Genomic DNA, 18,080 nt, shown 5'->3' on the forward strand with positions numbered 1-18,080 from the left:
GTTTACTGCGCGCGCACGTAAAAGCGGTTTAGCCAACCGCTTTGTGGCTAGGCATGTAAAATGTCTATTGGCCTTTTTCATGTCGATAACCGTTTTATCTGTCAGTCCTATTCACTTTGCCCACGGCGAGCAAATAAGCTTTAGTAAAAACACCCTCGAAAACGATATCCAGTTGAGCTACAAATGGCGCGATAAGGACCAAGAGATACATCAGTTTTCGTTCACTTTGCCCCTAGACGACATCAACACTTCGCATCACAAACGCTTTGTACCTGAGCAGGTCACTCGCTATCAGCAAATTGCCATGCTTAAAGAGCGCAACAAAATCGACGCCAAAGAAGCACGCATTGACATAAAGCGCATAGGGGAAACGCTGCAGATCAGTGTGAGAAGTCGCTCTGAAGAATCAGCAAAAAAGTATCAAAAACAATTGCTGCAAGTAAAGGATGACGCATTCGAGCAATATTTAACGGATCACTACTATGCGCGGTTCAGTGATTACCTTAGTCAGGAGGGCATCAAACCGGACCATTTGCGTTACATCAAGGAAAATCAGGAAGTACTAAAGCCATTTGCCGAAGCTATGTATGCTGAAGCGTCTGAACGCGGAGATACGCGGGCGTTTTTGAACTTACTGTTAGGTTGGTTACAGAGTATTCCTTACGATGATTTAGAAAGCCGCGTTTCTTCCAATGGCGCTGGGTTTTCGCCCCCGTTAACGTTACTAAGTCATAATCGTGGCGACTGCGACAGCAAATCTGTGTTGATGGCGAGCGTGATACGCGCTCTGTTTCCAAAAATCGAGTTAGTGATGCTGTACTTACCCAACCATGCGTTATTAGGCATAGGAGTTCCCGCTAAAAAGGATGAAAGAAGCATGCAAATAAACGATGAGGCATATTTATTAATGGAGCCAACAGGCCCAGCGCTATTTTCGTTAAATGAAACCGCCCCAAGTAGCCAGCGCTTTCTCGATACAGGTATGTATAGTTATGAAGTCATTCCTTAGGCTTATGCTGACGCTAATACGATAAATCCCGATGTTTACATGAATAACCTAACATTTGATAATTGCCATGTGCTTAGCTGCATCTGTGAGTTATATCTAACCTGCATCACTATGTTAATAAATGAGTAAGCCTTTATGACCCCATACGATATCGCTCTTTTGATCCATATTTTACTTTTTTGCTACTGGCTGGGCGGTGACGTCGGGGTTTTTTACTCGAGTCAATTTGTCGTCGACAGCAAACTCAGCAGAGAAACGCGTCTGACTGCGGCCAAAATCATGCTTGGTTGCGATTTAATCCCTAAAATATGTATGAGTTTGATGCTCACGGTGGGGGGCATACTTGCTCATTACTTAGGCATCGAGCATGAACTTTGGCAGTTAATAGGAATCATATTGCTTGGTCCCTTATGGCTGAGCATGGTGTTAGTACTGCACTACAAGCACAACGCTAACTATATCCCCTTGCTAACCAAAGTGGATTACTTATTTCGTTGGGCCATGATTGCGGCATTAGTGACCTCAAGCATATACACCTATAACACAGGGCGTTTAGCTGACAACCCTTGGATAATCATTAAGTTACTGGGCTTCGCGTTTTTAATTTTTTGCGGACTAATGATACGTATCAATCTAAAAGAGTTCTCAATTACCTACGCTAAAATGTTGCAAGACTCCCACGATGATGCAGACAATCTGCAAATGGTTCGTAGCCTTAGAAGGGTTAAACCTTGGGTGGTCACAATATGGCTAGTGCTTATATTTGAGGCTTACGTAGGAATAGCAAAACCCTTTATGGGTTAACACCAATCCTGCCAATCTCAAGCGTAAAAAAACCGCCGATTGACTGGCGGTTTTTTTTGTTCAGTGACTGGATTTTTCTAGAGCTGCTCTTCTGCGAACTCTGCTAAGCGACTACGTACTACTCCGTCTAAGTTAATCGTGGCACTACCTGAGAAGTTTTTAAACTTCTCAACTATGTATGTCAAACCAGAGGTGACCGCGCTTAAATAGTTGCTGTCAATTTGCGCTAAGTTACCACTGCAAATGAGCTTAGTGCCCTCTCCGCAACGGGTGATAATGGTTTTAAGCTGTGAGGCTGTTAAGTTTTGCGATTCATCTAAAATAACAATGGCGTTTTGGATGCTTCGCCCACGCATAAAGTTAACCGATTTAAACTGAATATTGGCTTTTTCCATGATGTAACTCATGGAGCCTTTGACGTTTTCATCGTTCTTGTGTAGCACTTCTAAAGAGTCCGTAATGGCCGCTAACCAGGGGGCCATTTTTTCCTCTTCCGTGCCTGGTAAAAAGCCTATAGATTCGGCTATCTCCGGTGTGCTGCGAGTAACAATGATCTTATCATACATGTTCTTCTCAACTACCATTTCAAGGGCGGCGGCCAGTGCCAGCAAGGTTTTACCGCTACCTGCAGGCCCAGTTAAGATCACCAAATCTATATGTGGGTCCAGCAAAGAGTGAAACGCCATGGCTTGGCCGATATTCTTTGGGGTAATTCCCCACGCTCTTCGGCCCATTAAGCGCTCGTAGCCCAAATCGAGTACGTCAATTTCTGTTTCTGACACGGATTCAACCAAACCTGCGAAGTGTTCAGTATCATCCAGTAAATACTCGTTCACATAGGCCTCTGGCAAGACCTCTCGGGCGAGAGTGTGAATGGTATCACGACCTTCTGAACGGCTATCTACTGCGGTAACTTCGTTCCAGAAATCCCCATTAAAACGATGAAAACCTTTAGATAAATATTTGATATCACTAACTAATTGATCCGTTCGGTAGTCTTCAACATGAGCTAAACCTGCTCCTTTAGCTTTTAAGCGCATGTTGATATCTTTTGTCACCAAGGTAACAAGCCTAGGGCTACATTGCCCCTGTAGATGCAGTGCAGTGTTAATAATACGATTGTCGTTTTCATCACTGGTGAACACGTGCTGATCCGCTGGCAATGCGTGGTCGACAAAGATCGACAAACTGCCTGTTGGCGCATTATCACCTACGCCAATTCCTTGCATGCTAACGCCTGCCATTAACTGCTCTGGTGTGGCGTCGTGAAGTAAGTCTTCCATTGCGCGAATGGACACTCGAGCATCACGGGCGACATCTTTTTTACTGTCTTTGATGTAATCGAGCTCTTCGAGGACAGTCATTGGGACGACTACGTCATGCTCTTTGAAAGATAGAAATGCGAGGGGTTCGTGTAGGAGGATATTGGTATCGAGTACGTAAATTCTTGTGTCTAACGCTTTTTTTTCTGGCATTCGTCACTCCATTTGAATAAAAGGCACTGCAAAACAAATCACCTATAAACAGCCAATCAGGTATATCACTCAGCTGCTATTGGCCATCTGTTAGTGAAACAATAAACCACTTTTGTTCCTTATTCATCTACTTTTATTATATGGCGTTTATGCCATCACTTAGTTTAAAACCCGCCCGCAGGAACATAGATTATTAGGAATGGGCTTGGGTTAACGACTTTTATGCACAATATGTTTATATCAAGGTGGATTGACCTCCATCCCTAGGCACTATTGGTATACAATGCGCGCCGAAATTATTCCGCCCGCATCAAAAGTTCAGTTATGCATACACTGTTGGGAGACACTCTATGGCGCAAAAACACTCATTCGCACTTGGTCAACGTTGGTTAAGCGATACCCAAACAGAACTCGGCTTAGGGACTGTGGTATCCGTTGATAATCGCGCTGTCAGTTTGTTATTCCCTGCCACGGGAGACAGTCGAGTGTATGCCAAGCAAAGTGCTCCACTAACCCGCATTACATTTGGTGAGGGCGACAACATTACCAGCCACGAAGGTTGGGATATGAAGATCACTAACGTTAGTGAACATAACGAAATGTTGACCTATACCGGTATTCGCCATGACACCGAAGAAGAAGTGTTGTTGAAAGAAACTTTTATTGATCATCATTTTCAGCTAAACCAGCCAGAAAAACGCTTGTTTGCAGGGCAATTTGACCACCCCAAGTGGTTTGATTTACGCGAGCAATGTTTGAATCACCAATATAGCCACAGTACGTCATCATTATTGGGCTTTGTGGGAGCTCGGGTTGACTTGATCCCTCACCAATTGCACATAGCAGCAGAAGTGGGCCGTCGTTTTGCACCTCGAGTGTTACTTGCTGATGAAGTAGGTCTAGGTAAAACCATTGAAGCTGCGTTGATTATCCATCAGCAATTGCTAACTGCCCGTGCTGAACGCGTATTAATTGTAGTGCCTTCAAGCTTGGTGCATCAATGGTTGGTCGAGATGCTGCGCCGGGTGAACCTCGCGTTTTCCATTTTCGATGAAGAGCGCTGCAGCGCCATGGCTGGTGAAAGTGGTAACCCGTTCGAATCTGAGCAGCTGGTTATTTGTAGTTTAGACTTTTTAACCCACAACAGCAGCTATTACGAGTTAGCCATGCAAGCTCCATGGGATTTAATGGTGGTTGATGAAGCCCATCACCTGATTTGGAGTGAAGGCCAGCCGTCTCAAGAGTACCAAGTGGTGCAAGGTTTAGCCCAAGTCACCAAAGGGGTGTTACTGTTAACCGCCACGCCTGACCAACTTGGCCATGAAAGTCACTTTGCACGGCTGCGCTTGCTCGACCCAGCTCGCTTTCACGATTACCACAGCTTCGTAAAAGAAGAGCAGCAATACAGTACTTTGGCTCAAGCTATTTCTCCTTTGATGTCAGGTGATGCCTTAAGCGCGGATAACATTGCCGCTATTGAAGCCTTCGCTAAAGACGAAGATCTAGGTGACATCAATGCTATGTCTGCTAGGCAAAAAACGCAGTTACTACATAATTTACTCGACAGACACGGTACAGGCCGTTTGCTTTTCAGAAACAGCCGCGCTGGCGTCAGTGGCTTCCCTGATCGTAAATTGTATAGCTACAGCCTAGAACAGCCAGAAGAGTATATTGCCGCTCAAGATGAAGATCCAACCAACTTGTCGTTGCATTTAACACCAGAGCGCAACCCAGATATGGTCAACAGCTGGTTCAATATCGACCCAAGAGTGGACTGGTTTATTGATAAACTACAAGAGCTTAAAGGCGAGAAAGTTCTCACTATTTGTGCCAACGCAGGGACCGCATTGCAGTTAGCTGAGGTACTGCGGGTAAAAGCCGGTACTCGGGCAACAGTGTTCCATGAAGGCATGGGCATAGTAGAGCGCGACAAAGCCGCAAACTACTTTGCACAAACCGAAGAAGGCGCGCAGGTGTTAATTTGCAGTGAAATCGGCAGTGAAGGGCGTAACTTTCAATTTGCTCACCACTTGGTGTTATTTGATTTACCCCAAGTACCAGATTTGCTTGAGCAGCGTATCGGTCGTCTTGATCGTATCGGTCAAACCCACGATGTGTGCATTCATGTGCCTTATTTTGATATGAGCGCCCAACAAGTACTACTTGACTGGTATCACCAGGGTCTGAATGCGTTTGAGCATACTTGCCCTACAGGCATGACTGTGTACGAGGAAACCCAAGAGTTACTGCATAGCTGCTTGATGTTCCCAACCGACTTTGCCGCGAGCGAGAACTTAATTAACCAAACCGCAAGTTTGCACAGACAACTCAAAGAGCGGTTAGAACAAGGGCGTGACAAACTGCTTGAGCTTAACTCGTCAGGTAAAGGCCGAGTGGAAAAGCTGCAAAAAGAAATACTCGCCGCAGAAGACTCACCCACCCTTGAGCTGTTCATGACACGCTTATTTGACACCCTTGGCCTTGCCCAAGAGGATAAAGACGAAAGTTGTTATATCCTTCGGCCCACTGAAACCATGGTAGCGACCTTACCCGGCCTAGATGAAGAAGGCATGACCATTACCTACGAACGCACCACCGCGACCCGTTTGGAGCATGTGAACTTCTTTAGCTGGGACCACCCCATGGTGCAACATGCCATGGAGACCGTCACTACAGAGATCACAGGTAAGAGCTCGGTAGCATTGGGAGAGGATAAATCCTTACCCGCTGGCGCATACTGGCTAGAGTGCTTGTTTGTGTTATCGGGTAAAGCTGAAAAATCATTGCAACTTGACCGCTTCTTGCCCCCCACGCCTATAAAAATTTGTGTTGATACCACTAACAGTGTGGTTGAAAAACAATTTACTAAGCTGGACAAAGTACGCGGTAAAATGGGTAATCAATTGATTAAAGCGTTGACGCCTCAATTAACCAAAGCTTTAGCTGTAGCGCAAAGTCAAGGTGAAGCTGACGCGGAAAAAGTCCGCAAGCAGTGTCAAAAGCAAATGAAATCCTTGCTGGGCGGTGAGCTAAAACGTATGCAAAGCTTACAGAAAGTGAACCCGTCAATTCGCGATGAAGAAATTGCTCACCTGCAGCAACAAATCGACGACTTGAAACTGGTTATTAGCGAAGCACGGGTGAATCTTGAAGCCATTAGACTGATAGTGAACAACCCCTAGGAAGAATCGAGTTTATGGCCATAGTCAATTATGCGCCGCCCACGCGGCCATATTTACAGATTGTGTTTAAGGATGAATATGTGTTGGTACTCAATAAACCAAGTGGCTTATTGACCGTACCAGGCAAGGCCCTAGAGCATAAAGACAGCTTAGAATTGCGGGTGCAGCGGGTTTATCCTACTGCCCGTATTGTGCATCGTTTAGACATGGCCACATCAGGTTTATTAGTCATGGCCCTTGATAAAGACACTCACCGTCAACTATCAAAGCAGTTTGAACTGCGTCAAACACGTAAAACCTATATCGCCAGAGTATTTGGTCAAGTCAATGGCGAACGGGGTAGTGTCGATTTGCCGCTAATGTGTGATTGGCCGAACAGGCCTAAACAAATGGTCTGTCAGCAAAGAGGCAAACCGTCATTAACTCATTGGCGCATTTTAGAGCGAAATGACCACACGACGCGAATGGAATTAACGCCAGTAACAGGGCGCTCCCATCAACTAAGAGTACACATGTTGAGCTTAGGGCATCCTATTTTAGGGGATCGTCTGTATGCTCACTTTGACGCGTTGGCCATGGCTAACAGACTACAATTGCACGCTCAAACCTTGGGTTTTACCCACCCTGCGACGAACGCGTCAGTGGATTTTCACGCCCCAGTTCCTTTTTAATGTCGCCTTTACTAAAGTTCCTCTATTTCGCGCCCGATAACAGGCTATGGCGAGGGAAATTTGGTTTCTATGAACATCTCATTTTTTAACAGATCCAAGATATTTTTGGATGACATCTTCATACCTGCCCTTCACGCTTTCATGCACAACGTTGCGTTGGGTTGCATGCTGCTTGTACCAAGCATGACAAGTGCCAGCACCCTGACAGATGTACAACGTCAATTGTTCCCCGACAAGGCTAAAATTCTACAAGCGAATAACAAGTCTACGGTAATCATTGAGTCACAAAACACCACATCCAACTTAAATGGCGTCGCCATATTAGTTGGCGAAACAGGCCGCCCTCCTTCGAGTCAGCAAAACTTAGCCATGCTTACCCAATATCTCAATGATTTAGGTTGGGTGACTATGCAAATAACGCCGCCAACAATTGGGTTTGAGCCCGATTTGACCGATGAAAAAACGACCGCACCAGATTCTCAATCTCAAGCGTCGACGACTGACGAATCGCAAGATAATACAGCAAATGATGAAACCGAGGCCGCACAGGAAACGCCTACCCCAGCTAATAGCTCGCCTGCATCCCCTCAGTATCAGTTACACCAGATAAGCAATGGACACTTCTTGCAACATGAACAAGAGCTACGTGGATTGATGCAGGCGGCAATGGCTAGGGCTCAGAGTTACTCTGGTTTTAGACTCATTATCGCCCAAGGCACTAGCGCCGCTTGGTTGATAAAGATATATGCTGAAAAACAAATTCCCAGCCCTGATGCCCTAGTGACAATTAGTCCTTTTTGGCCCCAGCGCAACTTGAATGCGCTCATTGCGAATTACACAGCAGTGACAGAAATGCCATTACTCGATATTTATAGTCCTCAAGATAATAATTGGAGTTTAATGAGTGCAACTCAACGCGGAATTGATGCCAGCAAAAATCTAAAACTGGACTATCGACAGCGACAACTCACCAACACATTTAACACCTTTTCAGACAGCGCGTTTGTGAGTAAAGAAATATACGGCTGGTTGCATTATTTAGGCTGGTGAGGCGAGAAATACATTGTAGTACTCGGATAAAACATTCTTTATTTCAAAAAGATAGCTTAAATCTGCCGCATTTTTTGGGTAAAGACCAAACATAATCACTATAAAACACTATACTTTTGTCTAGTTCGACTTATTGATACGAGGGTATTAGGCAGTGATAAGTGTACAAAAGTTTTTAAATGTTAAGTCTCAGCAACTCGCATATTTTGTTCGAGCCTTCTGGAACAACCGCATAGTTTACAAAGAATTAGACTTGTATTTCTGGGATACGATGGAGGAATGGTCTCAAGTCAGCCATTTAGCGGATCAACCAAGTTCGCAGCAGGAGCGCGTGTTTTGGTATGTGCTTCACCAGTTACATTTTTGGCCAGAAAAAACCTTACGAGAAGACTCCAATTTACGCAGTGATTTAGACTTATGCGTCAACTTCTTAGAAAGCGAAGATGAGTATCCATTTCCTTATGAATATTTAGGCTCACGACCTTAACGGATTATCGTTATGGTTGTGTTTCCTCGCTTTTAATTGCATTCCATGGTGCTATTTTTAGCAGCATTAACATTCCTGGAATAGCGCACACAAAACAGATAATAAAAAACTGGGTGTAACCCACCGCTTCGATAACATAACCTGTCGTGGCGCTTACAAATGTGCGTGGCACCGCCGCAATACTCGAAAACAAAGCGAACTGTGTAGCAGTAAAATGGCGATTAGTCGATTTAGCCATAAACGCGATAAGCGCTACGGAGCCCAGCCCAACGCCAAAATATTCAAAGCCACTAGCAATCGCCAACACAAGATGGTTATACCCCACCATGGATAACATGACGTAACCCAAAATAGATATCAATTGAAAGACGCCAAACACCCACAAGCTTCGATTAATACCCAGTTTGATCATGGCTACCCCGCCAAGAATTGTCCCCGCTGTTGCTCCAATAGTTTTGGCTATTTTCGCAATTGAGCCTATTTCTACCGTGGAAAAGCCCATATCTAGAAAGAATGGTGTTTCTAGGGCGGTGGCCATACTGTCGCCTAGTTTATAAAACATGATAAACAGTAAGATAAGTACCGCTTGCTGCCAACCTTGACGCTGGAAGAACTCCACAAAAGGCTCTACCACCGCTGAGCGCAGTGTCTGTGGTTCGTCCCCTGCTTTGGACGTTTCGTTAATCATTAGCGTGGTCACTAGACCGACCAACATAAATACAGCAATGCTCATATGCGCCACTGACCAAGGATAGAAGCCCGCTAAAATCATCGCTAACGAACCGGGTACAAATGAAGAGATGCGATACGCCTGAGCATAAAAGCCGTTCCCAGCTCCCAATTCATCGTCCGGTAGTAATTCTCGGCGATAGGCATCAATAACAATATCTTGGCTGGCGCTGAAAAAAGCGATAGCCGCGACAATCACTATAATATGGCTGATGTCTGTTGCAGGGTCATAAAAAGACAACATACTCATCAACACAATCAGCGCCACTTGGGTAATGAACATCCAGCCTCGTCGCCTGCCGAGCATAGGTACCACGAAGCGGTCCATGACTGGGGACCAGATAAATTTCCATGTGTAAGGAAACAGGACGAGATTAATCAAGCCAATGGTAGACAAATCAATGTCAGCTGAGCGAAGCCAAGCTGGCACAAATTGAATCAATAAATAAAGGGGAAGACCGGAGGAAAAACCAGTGCAAATACAAATAAGCATGCGCTTATTTAACAACGCCTGGCGTAACGTTTTATTATTCATAACAACTAGATATTCTTTTAATTATACTCTGACTTAAGCGTTTACTTTAAGCAATAACCACCCGATTACGGCCGCTAATTTTCGCTTGATATAGGGCTTTATCAGCACTTTCTAACCATTGTATATGTTGTTCAAATACAGGGGAAAATTGCGCTATTCCTAAGCTGACTGTAAAGGAAATAGTCTGCTGTTCATACTCAATTTTGAGATTTTCCACAGTCTCTCTGATACGTTGAGCAAGAACCATGACATTTTGTGAGGCAGTATCGGGTAATAAAATTGTAAATTCTTCACCGCCATAACGGCCACAGATGTCTGTTTCTCTTGTAACATCCTCGATCAGCTTGGCGAGCTGGCGTATCACTTCATCGCCCGCAGGGTGACCGTAGTTATCATTGATTTTTTTAAAATTATCGATGTCTAACATGATGACTGACGACTGACTCGGCTTACGCAAATTTCGTTTAAATTCGCGACTAAATTGCTCTTCCCAATAGCGGCGGTTAAAAATGCCTGTTAGACCATCTATTCGGCTTAATCGCTGCAACTCACTGTTGAGTTCATCAACTGCCTGCTTACTTACAGCCTGATCGGTTACGTCATACACCACGATACACACTTGTTCTACTTGCCCCGATAAAGAGGCCAATGGAAATATGGTGATGTTTTGGTACATAAACTTAGAGGGTGAAGTAATAGGTCGATTAGCCCCAAACCGAAAAAGAAAAGGCCGCTGTTCCCAGATAACAAAAACCGGGCTTTTCATGGAAAAAACAGGTTCGACCTTGGCCCTTAGCCAAGTTTCGTCGATTTCAGGAAAATGCGTAAATAGAGATGTACCTCGGATCGTACTCGGCGCGATATTGCTGTGGTTCTCCATAAACAAGTTCCACACCATTACCAGATATTCCCTGTCAACCACCACTATGCCTACTTCAATGGAGCCAAGTAAATCGTGCTTCCAATGCATTTCAGCTAACTCTTTCATATCTTGCACTGATGCAACTCCTATTGGGTAACCGTAACAAGTTTTGCGTAAACCAATTCCATTGCATTGCCAGGAAACAGCAACAACAAATCAAACTGAATATCGTGGGATTTAATCGCATAGGCTATTTCAATTGCGAGAATTTTATCCCAGCGCTGATGATTGCTCTCAAGCACTTGGTCAATGTCACAATGGCGCCCTAAAATTATCGGATGATTGTGACTAAAGGTGACATGTAGTTGTTCTGACAATGCATTGATGCAGGCGCCCACAATAATATTGGAAATATCCATCAGCACTTCTAATTCGGATTCTTCTTCAGTGCTATTATGTTTGTAGTTCAACAACTTGCCCATATTTGCGATGTTGGCATCATTGAAAATCACCAATGCTTCACCGTTAATTCCAGCGCCGATAAAGCCATGGGAAACAGCAGATATACTGTCGCTAGTTTTCACGTCAGACATCGCCATGTGTAATTCGTTGTTAGTAATTAGATTTACATTAGGGATAGGCAGTTGAATAAACTCCCCAAGCAGCTTAGCAACGTTCTCGCCGGCTCTTCCCATAGCTACGTTTGCCATTTCACGGTAAGCGTCAAGCTCTGCGCCCTGGCTATGAGGCTCAACAATAGCAACTTTTTCAGAACGCCCCTTACAGGTCATGTCACCTGAATACACACCGTACTGGCGTAGTATTTCGCCCAACTTTTGATTATCGATAGGCTTGGGAATAAAAGCTATAGCACCAAGGCCCAGCATTTTTTTATGGGCTTCAGGTTGAACATCTCCCGAGACTACGATCACCAGAGTAGGCAGATCCTGCTCTTTTACGACCTGCATAGTCTGATAACCATCCATTACCGGCATGTTCAAATCGAGAAACATGACGTCAGCTTGTCCTTGCTTGATGGCACTGAGCGCTTCTTTACCATTTTCGGCAAAGTAAATGTCCACATCCCAACCATCTGGTATCGCACGAGCCATTTGACGGCGAGCAAAACCGGAGTCATCACAAATAAGGACTGACATTGTCATATAGATATTTATTCCATTGTTAGAACGGGAATCGAGGAAAACGCATGAATCATCATCTTTTACGCCTTGGAGCACGACACTAAGATATGAATTTTAGAGTGAATAAACACAATCCACAAGGCGACATCAGTCGTATAAAGGCTCCCGAAAAACAGATACTGAGTTATTATATTTCGTTAAAAAAGTCCTCACATTTCTGATAATATCCCCCTAGCATTTCAAATAGAGTAGCCGTTAAATAAAATGAAGCAATATCTCGATCTGTGCCAACGTATAGTTGACGATGGCAAATGGGTGAATAACGAAAGAACCGGTAAAAAATGCCTTACCGTTATCAACGCAGATCTCACCTACAACGTGGGTAACGGTGAATTCCCTTTAGTGACTACGCGCAAGAGTTTTTATAAATCAGCCATTGCGGAAATGATTGGCTATATTCGTGGCTATGACAATGCCGCCGACTTCCGCAAAATAGGAACGTCAACCTGGGATGCAAATGCGAACCAGAACCAAGCTTGGTTAGACAACCCTCACCGCAAAGGCGAAGACGATTGCGGATTAATTTACGGCAAAATTGGGCGTAATTTCCCCAAGCCTGATGGTGGAAGCATCGACCTACTCGCTAAAATTATTTATGACTTAAAAAATGGCATTGATGACAGAGGCGAAATATTCACTTTTTATCATCCCGGTGCATTTCACATGGGCTGCCTTCGCCCTTGCATGTACAGTCATCACTTTTCCTTGCTTGATGACACTTTGTATTTAAACAGCACACAGCGCAGTTGTGATGTGCCCCTTGGGCTAAATTTCAATATGGTTCAGGTTTACTTCTTGCTGGCGATTGTGGCGCAGATCACCGGAAAAAAAGCGGGTATGGCGTACCACAAAATAGTCAACGCCCATATCTACGAAGACCAATTAGAGTTGATGCGTGACGTGCAGTTGAAGCGTGAACCTCTAGGTATGCCTAAATTGATCATCAACCCAGACATTAAGTCATTAGAAGACTTAGAAACGTGGGTCACTATGGATGACTTTAGCATTGAGGGTTATGCTCACCATCCAGCAATTAAATACCCGTTTTCAGTATAAAGATATTAACCTACTCATGTGGCGCTAGCTCTTTTTGCTGGCGTCCTGTGCTTCGATTCATCCTCAATTGAGATGAGTTGATTACCGTGAACTCGGCATTGCCCGTGCAAAACTTAAAGGCGATAACATGAGTTTGTGGATCCCGTTTACCGTGATGGCTGCGTTCATGCAATCATGGCGAAATGCATTTCAAAAGCGCCTCAGTGCTGACGTAGACACGTTAGGTGTCACCCTTGCTCGCTTTATTCTTGCCGTCCCCATGGCTGCCCTCTACGCATTTGTCCTTTTCTCTATTGAGGATAGCGCCGTCCCACAAATGAATCCCAAGTTCTATCTCGCCATAGTACTAGCTGCTATATCGCAAATTTTTGCTACCGCGTTAATGGTCAAACTTTTCCGCTTACGAAATTATGCAATGGGTGTGGGGTTAGCCAAGAGCGAGGCCGTCATTGCTGCCATTTTAGGTGCGCTGCTTTTTGCTGCCCCTTTGTCAGCAATGGCTTGGTGTGGCGTAATAATAGGCGGCATGGCCGTATGGTTAATGAGTGTGCCTAAAGGCATGCGGGATATCTCTTGGCCTACACTGCTTATCGGCTTAGCCAGCGGACTATGCTTTGCGTTGACCACCTTATGGGTACGAGAAGCAAGCCTAATGACGCAGCTACCGTTTTTACAAAGCGCAGCATATGTCTTATTTTGGGTTTTGCTGATACAAACCCTCATTCTATTGCTTTGGCTACTCATTCGTAGCCCACAAACTTTGCGCGCCTTGTGCCTAAAGCCTAAATTGGTTTTTATCATCAGTTTTTGTAGCTTTGTCGGCTCAATTGGCTGGTTCACCGCTATGAGTTTAGAAACCGTAGCCTTGGTTAAAACCCTAGGCCAGATTGAGATATTCTTTACCTTACTGATATCTGCGAAATGGTTTAAGGAGCGATTACAGCGTTCTGACAAGTGGGGCCTTGGGTTAATTCTAGTTGGTGCAGTGCTGGTCATACTCGCCTAACGAAAAAGCCGGTAGGGAATAAATTCCAAACCGGCTTTTATCAACATTAGCGAATGCTAAAACAGCATATTAGAATGCATAGTTATACTGGGCAGACACGATAAACGCATGCCCTTCACTATTGAATTCCCATTCACCACCAGCATCATCTTCTTCAGTGAAGGTCCGGTCCTGGCCGCGAATGATACTCACCCCCAAATCAATAGATGAGTTGTCATCAAGTAAATAGTTTGCGCCCGCACTTATCCATAGACGATTGGTGTCAGGAATAGAGATCGACAACAACTGAGAGTCAGTTGGGGTTTCATCGTAAGCAATACCAGCTCGTAACATCACTTTTGCGTTCAACTGGTAATCTGCACCAATGGCGTAACGGAAACTATTTGAAAAGTTCTCTTCCTTTTCAAAAACTGGCTCATCCTGGCTAGGGACATACGCCTCTAAACGCTCGAAGCTGCTCCAGTTTGTCCACAACACGCTGTAGTGCACACCCCATTTATCATCTAACTGGTGACTACCTGAAAACTCCGCGATTGCTGGCAGTTCTAAATCCACGCTGCCAGGTTGAACAGCACCTGATTGGCCATTGTCAAACACCCCAGGAATAAGTGGTAAGTCGTTGCTATAAGTCCCGTCAAAGGTAATGTCGACCTTACTGCGATAATGAAAACCAAAGCGCGAATTTTCATCAAAATCGTAAGCTACGCCTAGGTTATAGCCAAAACCGTAGTCATCGCCTTCCAAATCAAGTCCCGTCGTGCTCGACGGAATAACTAATCCTTGGGCAGATAGAGCATTACTTAAATCGCCTAAATGACGAGTAATAGTGGCATCGGCGTACACAACATTCAGCCCACCAGCAACAGTCAACTGTTCGTTTATCTTATATGACAAGCTTGTATTAAAATTAACCGTTAGGATTTCGGTCTTGCCCGCCAACTGGCCTGCGGCGTAATCTTCGGCGAAGTCAGTTGCTAAACCAAAGTTTGAGAACAAACCAAAGCCTAATGCAAACTTGTCATCAAGCGGCATGACGTAATAAGTTGCAGGTACAAATGCCTCGGGAGCAATGCTGTCGTCATTCAATGCATCAGCGCTGGAATAAGCTGGCGCACTCTCGCCCGTCAAGCTCACATCCGGAACAATATAAGTACCCACTACCGATAACTGGTTTTCGCTAAATTGCGACATTAAAGCGGGATTGCGCGCCACAACTGAAGCATTTTCGGCGATCGCTGCGTCACCCGCGAAAGCGCGCCCAAGTCCTGATGCGCTGTGCTCAGACAATTGAAAAGCCGCCGCCATGGTATTTAAAGATAAGGTGCTTAAACCCACCGCCAAAAGAATTTTATTTACGTTCATAGGATCTCATTACGAATCAACTCATCTCACTCTAAGTATTCGGTGAGAGAGGCAAAAAATTAGGATGCGGATGATATAGCGTTTGTTAAGAAAATGTCAGTATTAGTCGATAAAATACTTGTTCTTTGCGGTAAAATCGTACAAAAGCCATATACAGCATTTTAAAAAGCTTATTTATTAACGCGGAATAAGCATTTTACAAACAGATTATTAACAACGCGTAGTGATGGCGCAGCATGCACGGGTTTACCCTCATTGCTATCAAGCCAGCAGAGTTAGATGTTTTGGGTAAGCAAAAAGACGCCAACGCCCAGCGTAAACAAATAAGATCCCCAAAGAGAATGTTCTATCACGACCACCAAAGTAGACCGGGACTGCATATAGCGATAACCGAATAATGCTCCGCCAATACAAGACAGGCCCACTGCAATCCAGTTCCCGTACACGACGTGAGCCAGTGAAAAGCTCGCGGTACTGAGCGCCCATCGGGTATTTTTTGACGGAATGATCCGTTTGTATCGATGAAAAAAGAAGGTTCTAAAAATGAGCTCTTGAGGGATCACTGAAACGATAGGGTAAATCGCTAACGTAATAAGCCAAAACTGCATGTCTTCTCTGGGTAACTTGAACAAAATGTGCGGCGCAAAATAATAAACAACACACGCCAAAACGATGGCTGCAGGTATGAATACCTTTAACGTAGCCCCTAGATGTCGCCAAAAATCATCGGTGTGCCACAAGCGGAAACGCTTAAAATTAACGTCTTTCCACAGTAAAAGTAAGCAATAACCGCCCATTAAAATGAGTAATGGCATTAACCAAGTATCGTAGTCAGAGACAAGAAACAGAATTAACAGTGGGGTACATAAAAACAAGACGGTCAGCTCAGACCAACGTAACAATTGCATATATAAGCTCCTAGATGGTTTATTATACAATTAGTGACGATTATTTGTTCATGAAAATGTCATGTAAATCGGTTAACCATTGGTATAATTTATAACCTTTACACATGCTCCCTATATAAAGACCCATGCGGGCAGTTCACTTTTTAGCGCAATATTTTTTGCGCTATTTTTCTGCATTGCCCCTTGTAAACAGGAGCTTAACGACGCATATAATTAGGGTATTCAGAATTTTTAAATTACCGTTCCTTTTATTTTTGAACCTAGGGAGTTAGGCATGACAACGATCGATATTGGTATCAATGAAACAAACAGAGTAAAAATTGCTGATGGACTAAAGGCTTTATTAGCGGATTCTTACACTCTGTATCTACAAACTCATAATTTTCACTGGAACGTCACAGGCCCTCAGTTTCGCGAGCTACATTTGATGTTCGAAGAGCAATACACAGAATTAGCAACAGCTGTCGATGATATCGCCGAGCGTATTCGTACACTGGATGTCGCAGCCCCTGGCACATATAAAGAATTTGCCAAGCTAAGTTCTATTAAAGAAGTGGATGGTGTACCTGAAGCATCAGAGATGATTGATTTACTGACTAAAGGTCATGAGCAAGTCGTGAGAACGTCTCGTGAAGTATTGAAGCTGGCTCAAGATGCTGAAGACGAATCAACAGCCGCCCTAGTGTCTGATCGCATGCGAATTCATGAGAAAACATCTTGGATGTTACGCGCGACTCGTAAGTAATATTAGCAAAACGGAGTTGCATCTTTAGCAATCACGCATTTAATAGAAAGGGCTAGGTTACTAGCCCTTTTTATTGTCAGCTTGATTGGTTAATTGACTAACGTTGTGCCTCCGTCTACGGGCAGTATTTGTCCCGTCATGAAGCCACCCGCTTTGCTTGCTAACATCAAAGCGACACCAGCAATATCAGATGCTTCGCCCCAGCGACGCATAGGTATAGACTGGAGTTCTTCTTCAAACGCTTCTTTATCTTCACTCAGAAATTCGGTCATTTTTGAATAGAAACGACCAGGTGCGATGGCGTTTACTCGAATATGTTTATCAACTAATTCTTTGGCTAAAACCCGGGTTAGCTGATGAATTGCAGATTTAGAAACAGCATAGCTGTAATTATCAAGCCCGTTGCCTACAATCCCCGCGATAGAGCCGATATTAATCACGGCAGACGTATTGTCCTTGCTCGCATTCTTTTCAAGCAATGGCGTTAACGCTTGGGTTAAAAAGAATGGGCTTTTCACGTTTAAATCCATCACCTTGTCCCAGCCCTTTTCAGGGAATTGGCCAAATGGTGCCCCCCAAGCCGTGCCTGCATTGTTCACCAACACATCAATATGCTGCTCGCGGTCATTTAGCTGCTTGACCAAATCCATCACACCTTCGCTGGTTGCAACATCACCCACGAGTGCCACACAGTCGCCAAATTGTCTAAGCTCTTCGGCGGCATCTAAACACGCTTGTGCTTTACGCGCAGTAATATACACCCGTTTAGCACCTGCTTCTAAAAAGCCCTGCGCCATAAAAGCCCCTAAACCCCGTGAGCCACCGGTGACAACGCATACCTTGCCTTGCATTGAAAATAAATTATCTAACATCATTCTCTCCTGAACAGAAATCGACCATCGATGATTTAGACTAACAAGAAGCAGCTGGGCAGATTATTTTTTGAGGTGATAATTAAGTATAGGTTTAACGCGGTAGGCTCTGTGGCCAAAAGAAC

General features: G+C 44.4%; 16 protein-coding genes. 9 read left to right on the forward strand and 7 right to left on the reverse strand.

All coding sequences use genetic code 11. The features are described 5' to 3' along the window. Positions 1-79: 79 nt before the first annotated feature. The gene (locus tag PATL_RS19590; RefSeq protein ID WP_011576536.1) at positions 80-1,009 is read left to right on the forward strand and encodes a hypothetical protein; all 930 of its coding nucleotides are present in this window, start codon (positions 80-82) and stop codon (positions 1,007-1,009) included. Between the two features lie 135 nt (positions 1,010-1,144). Further along, entirely contained in the window at positions 1,145-1,813 is a 669-nt protein-coding gene (locus PATL_RS19595) for a hypothetical protein (protein WP_011576537.1), read from the forward strand. A gap of 77 nt (positions 1,814-1,890) precedes the next feature. Here PATL_RS19595 and PATL_RS19600 read toward each other — a convergent pair whose 3' ends face one another. Then, positions 1,891-3,288 (reverse strand): PhoH family protein, encoded by a 1,398-nt coding sequence (locus PATL_RS19600; protein ID WP_011576538.1) that lies wholly within the window; start codon positions 3,286-3,288, stop codon positions 1,891-1,893. Between the two features lie 350 nt (positions 3,289-3,638). On the opposite strand from PATL_RS19600, the gene rapA reads away from it, so the two are divergent. From rapA to PATL_RS23010, 4 genes are all read left to right on the forward strand, one after another. After that, positions 3,639-6,470: an RNA polymerase-associated protein RapA gene (gene rapA / locus PATL_RS19605; protein ID WP_011576539.1), complete on the forward strand. Its 2,832-nt coding sequence runs from the start codon at positions 3,639-3,641 to the stop codon at positions 6,468-6,470. Positions 6,471-6,484: 14 nt separating this feature from the next. Beyond that, positions 6,485-7,141 carry a bifunctional tRNA pseudouridine(32) synthase/23S rRNA pseudouridine(746) synthase RluA gene (gene rluA / locus PATL_RS19610; protein WP_011576540.1) on the forward strand — a complete coding sequence of 219 codons (657 nt, stop codon included), beginning with the start codon at positions 6,485-6,487 and terminating at the stop codon, positions 7,139-7,141. A gap of 69 nt (positions 7,142-7,210) precedes the next feature. Beyond that, positions 7,211-8,191: a DUF3530 family protein gene (locus tag PATL_RS19615; RefSeq protein WP_011576541.1), complete on the forward strand. Its 981-nt coding sequence runs from the start codon at positions 7,211-7,213 to the stop codon at positions 8,189-8,191. A gap of 154 nt (positions 8,192-8,345) precedes the next feature. Then, entirely contained in the window at positions 8,346-8,678 is a 333-nt protein-coding gene (locus tag PATL_RS23010) for a hypothetical protein (protein WP_011576542.1), read from the forward strand. A 10-nt stretch (positions 8,679-8,688) separates the two neighbouring features. On the opposite strand, the gene PATL_RS19625 is transcribed toward PATL_RS23010, so the two are convergent. From PATL_RS19625 to PATL_RS19635, 3 genes are read right to left on the reverse strand one after another with little or no spacing between them, the layout of a single operon-like run. Continuing rightward, positions 8,689-9,942, reverse strand: coding sequence for an AmpG family muropeptide MFS transporter (locus PATL_RS19625; RefSeq protein ID WP_011576543.1), 1,254 nt, complete (start codon positions 9,940-9,942; stop codon positions 8,689-8,691). A 46-nt stretch (positions 9,943-9,988) separates the two neighbouring features. After that, complete coding sequence (locus tag PATL_RS19630) at positions 9,989-10,939, reverse strand: GGDEF domain-containing protein (RefSeq protein WP_011576544.1); 951 nt, start codon at positions 10,937-10,939, stop codon at positions 9,989-9,991. An 11-nt stretch (positions 10,940-10,950) separates the two neighbouring features. Continuing rightward, positions 10,951-11,967: a response regulator gene (locus PATL_RS19635; RefSeq protein ID WP_011576545.1), complete on the reverse strand. Its 1,017-nt coding sequence runs from the start codon at positions 11,965-11,967 to the stop codon at positions 10,951-10,953. Positions 11,968-12,210: 243 nt separating this feature from the next. Here PATL_RS19635 and PATL_RS19640 point away from each other — a divergent pair, with 243 nt between their 5' ends. Both PATL_RS19640 and PATL_RS19645 read left to right on the forward strand, forming a co-directional pair. Then, the gene (locus tag PATL_RS19640; RefSeq protein ID WP_011576546.1) at positions 12,211-13,062 is read left to right on the forward strand and encodes a thymidylate synthase; all 852 of its coding nucleotides are present in this window, start codon (positions 12,211-12,213) and stop codon (positions 13,060-13,062) included. A gap of 127 nt (positions 13,063-13,189) precedes the next feature. After that, the gene (locus PATL_RS19645) at positions 13,190-14,068 is read left to right on the forward strand and encodes a DMT family transporter (RefSeq protein WP_011576547.1); all 879 of its coding nucleotides are present in this window, start codon (positions 13,190-13,192) and stop codon (positions 14,066-14,068) included. A 69-nt stretch (positions 14,069-14,137) separates the two neighbouring features. Here the strand turns inward: PATL_RS19645 and PATL_RS19650 are convergent, their stop codons facing one another. After that, positions 14,138-15,430, reverse strand: a complete 1,293-nt coding sequence (locus tag PATL_RS19650; protein ID WP_011576548.1) for an outer membrane protein transport protein — start codon at positions 15,428-15,430, stop codon at positions 14,138-14,140. Positions 15,431-15,705: 275 nt separating this feature from the next. Beyond that, on the reverse strand, positions 15,706-16,338 hold the full coding sequence (locus PATL_RS19655) for a CPBP family intramembrane glutamic endopeptidase (protein WP_041714112.1): 633 nt from the start codon (positions 16,336-16,338) through the stop codon (positions 15,706-15,708). A 274-nt stretch (positions 16,339-16,612) separates the two neighbouring features. On the opposite strand from PATL_RS19655, the gene PATL_RS19660 reads away from it, so the two are divergent. Beyond that, the gene (locus PATL_RS19660; protein ID WP_011576550.1) at positions 16,613-17,083 is read left to right on the forward strand and encodes a Dps family protein; all 471 of its coding nucleotides are present in this window, start codon (positions 16,613-16,615) and stop codon (positions 17,081-17,083) included. A gap of 89 nt (positions 17,084-17,172) precedes the next feature. Here the strand turns inward: PATL_RS19660 and PATL_RS19665 are convergent, their stop codons facing one another. Continuing rightward, on the reverse strand, positions 17,173-17,955 hold the full coding sequence (locus PATL_RS19665) for a RhlG family 3-oxoacyl-ACP reductase (RefSeq protein WP_011576551.1): 783 nt from the start codon (positions 17,953-17,955) through the stop codon (positions 17,173-17,175). Positions 17,956-18,080 lie beyond the last annotated feature (125 nt).

This window comes from Paraglaciecola sp. T6c (assembly GCF_000014225.1).
GTDB classification, from domain to species: domain Bacteria; phylum Pseudomonadota; class Gammaproteobacteria; order Enterobacterales; family Alteromonadaceae; genus Paraglaciecola; species Paraglaciecola atlantica_A.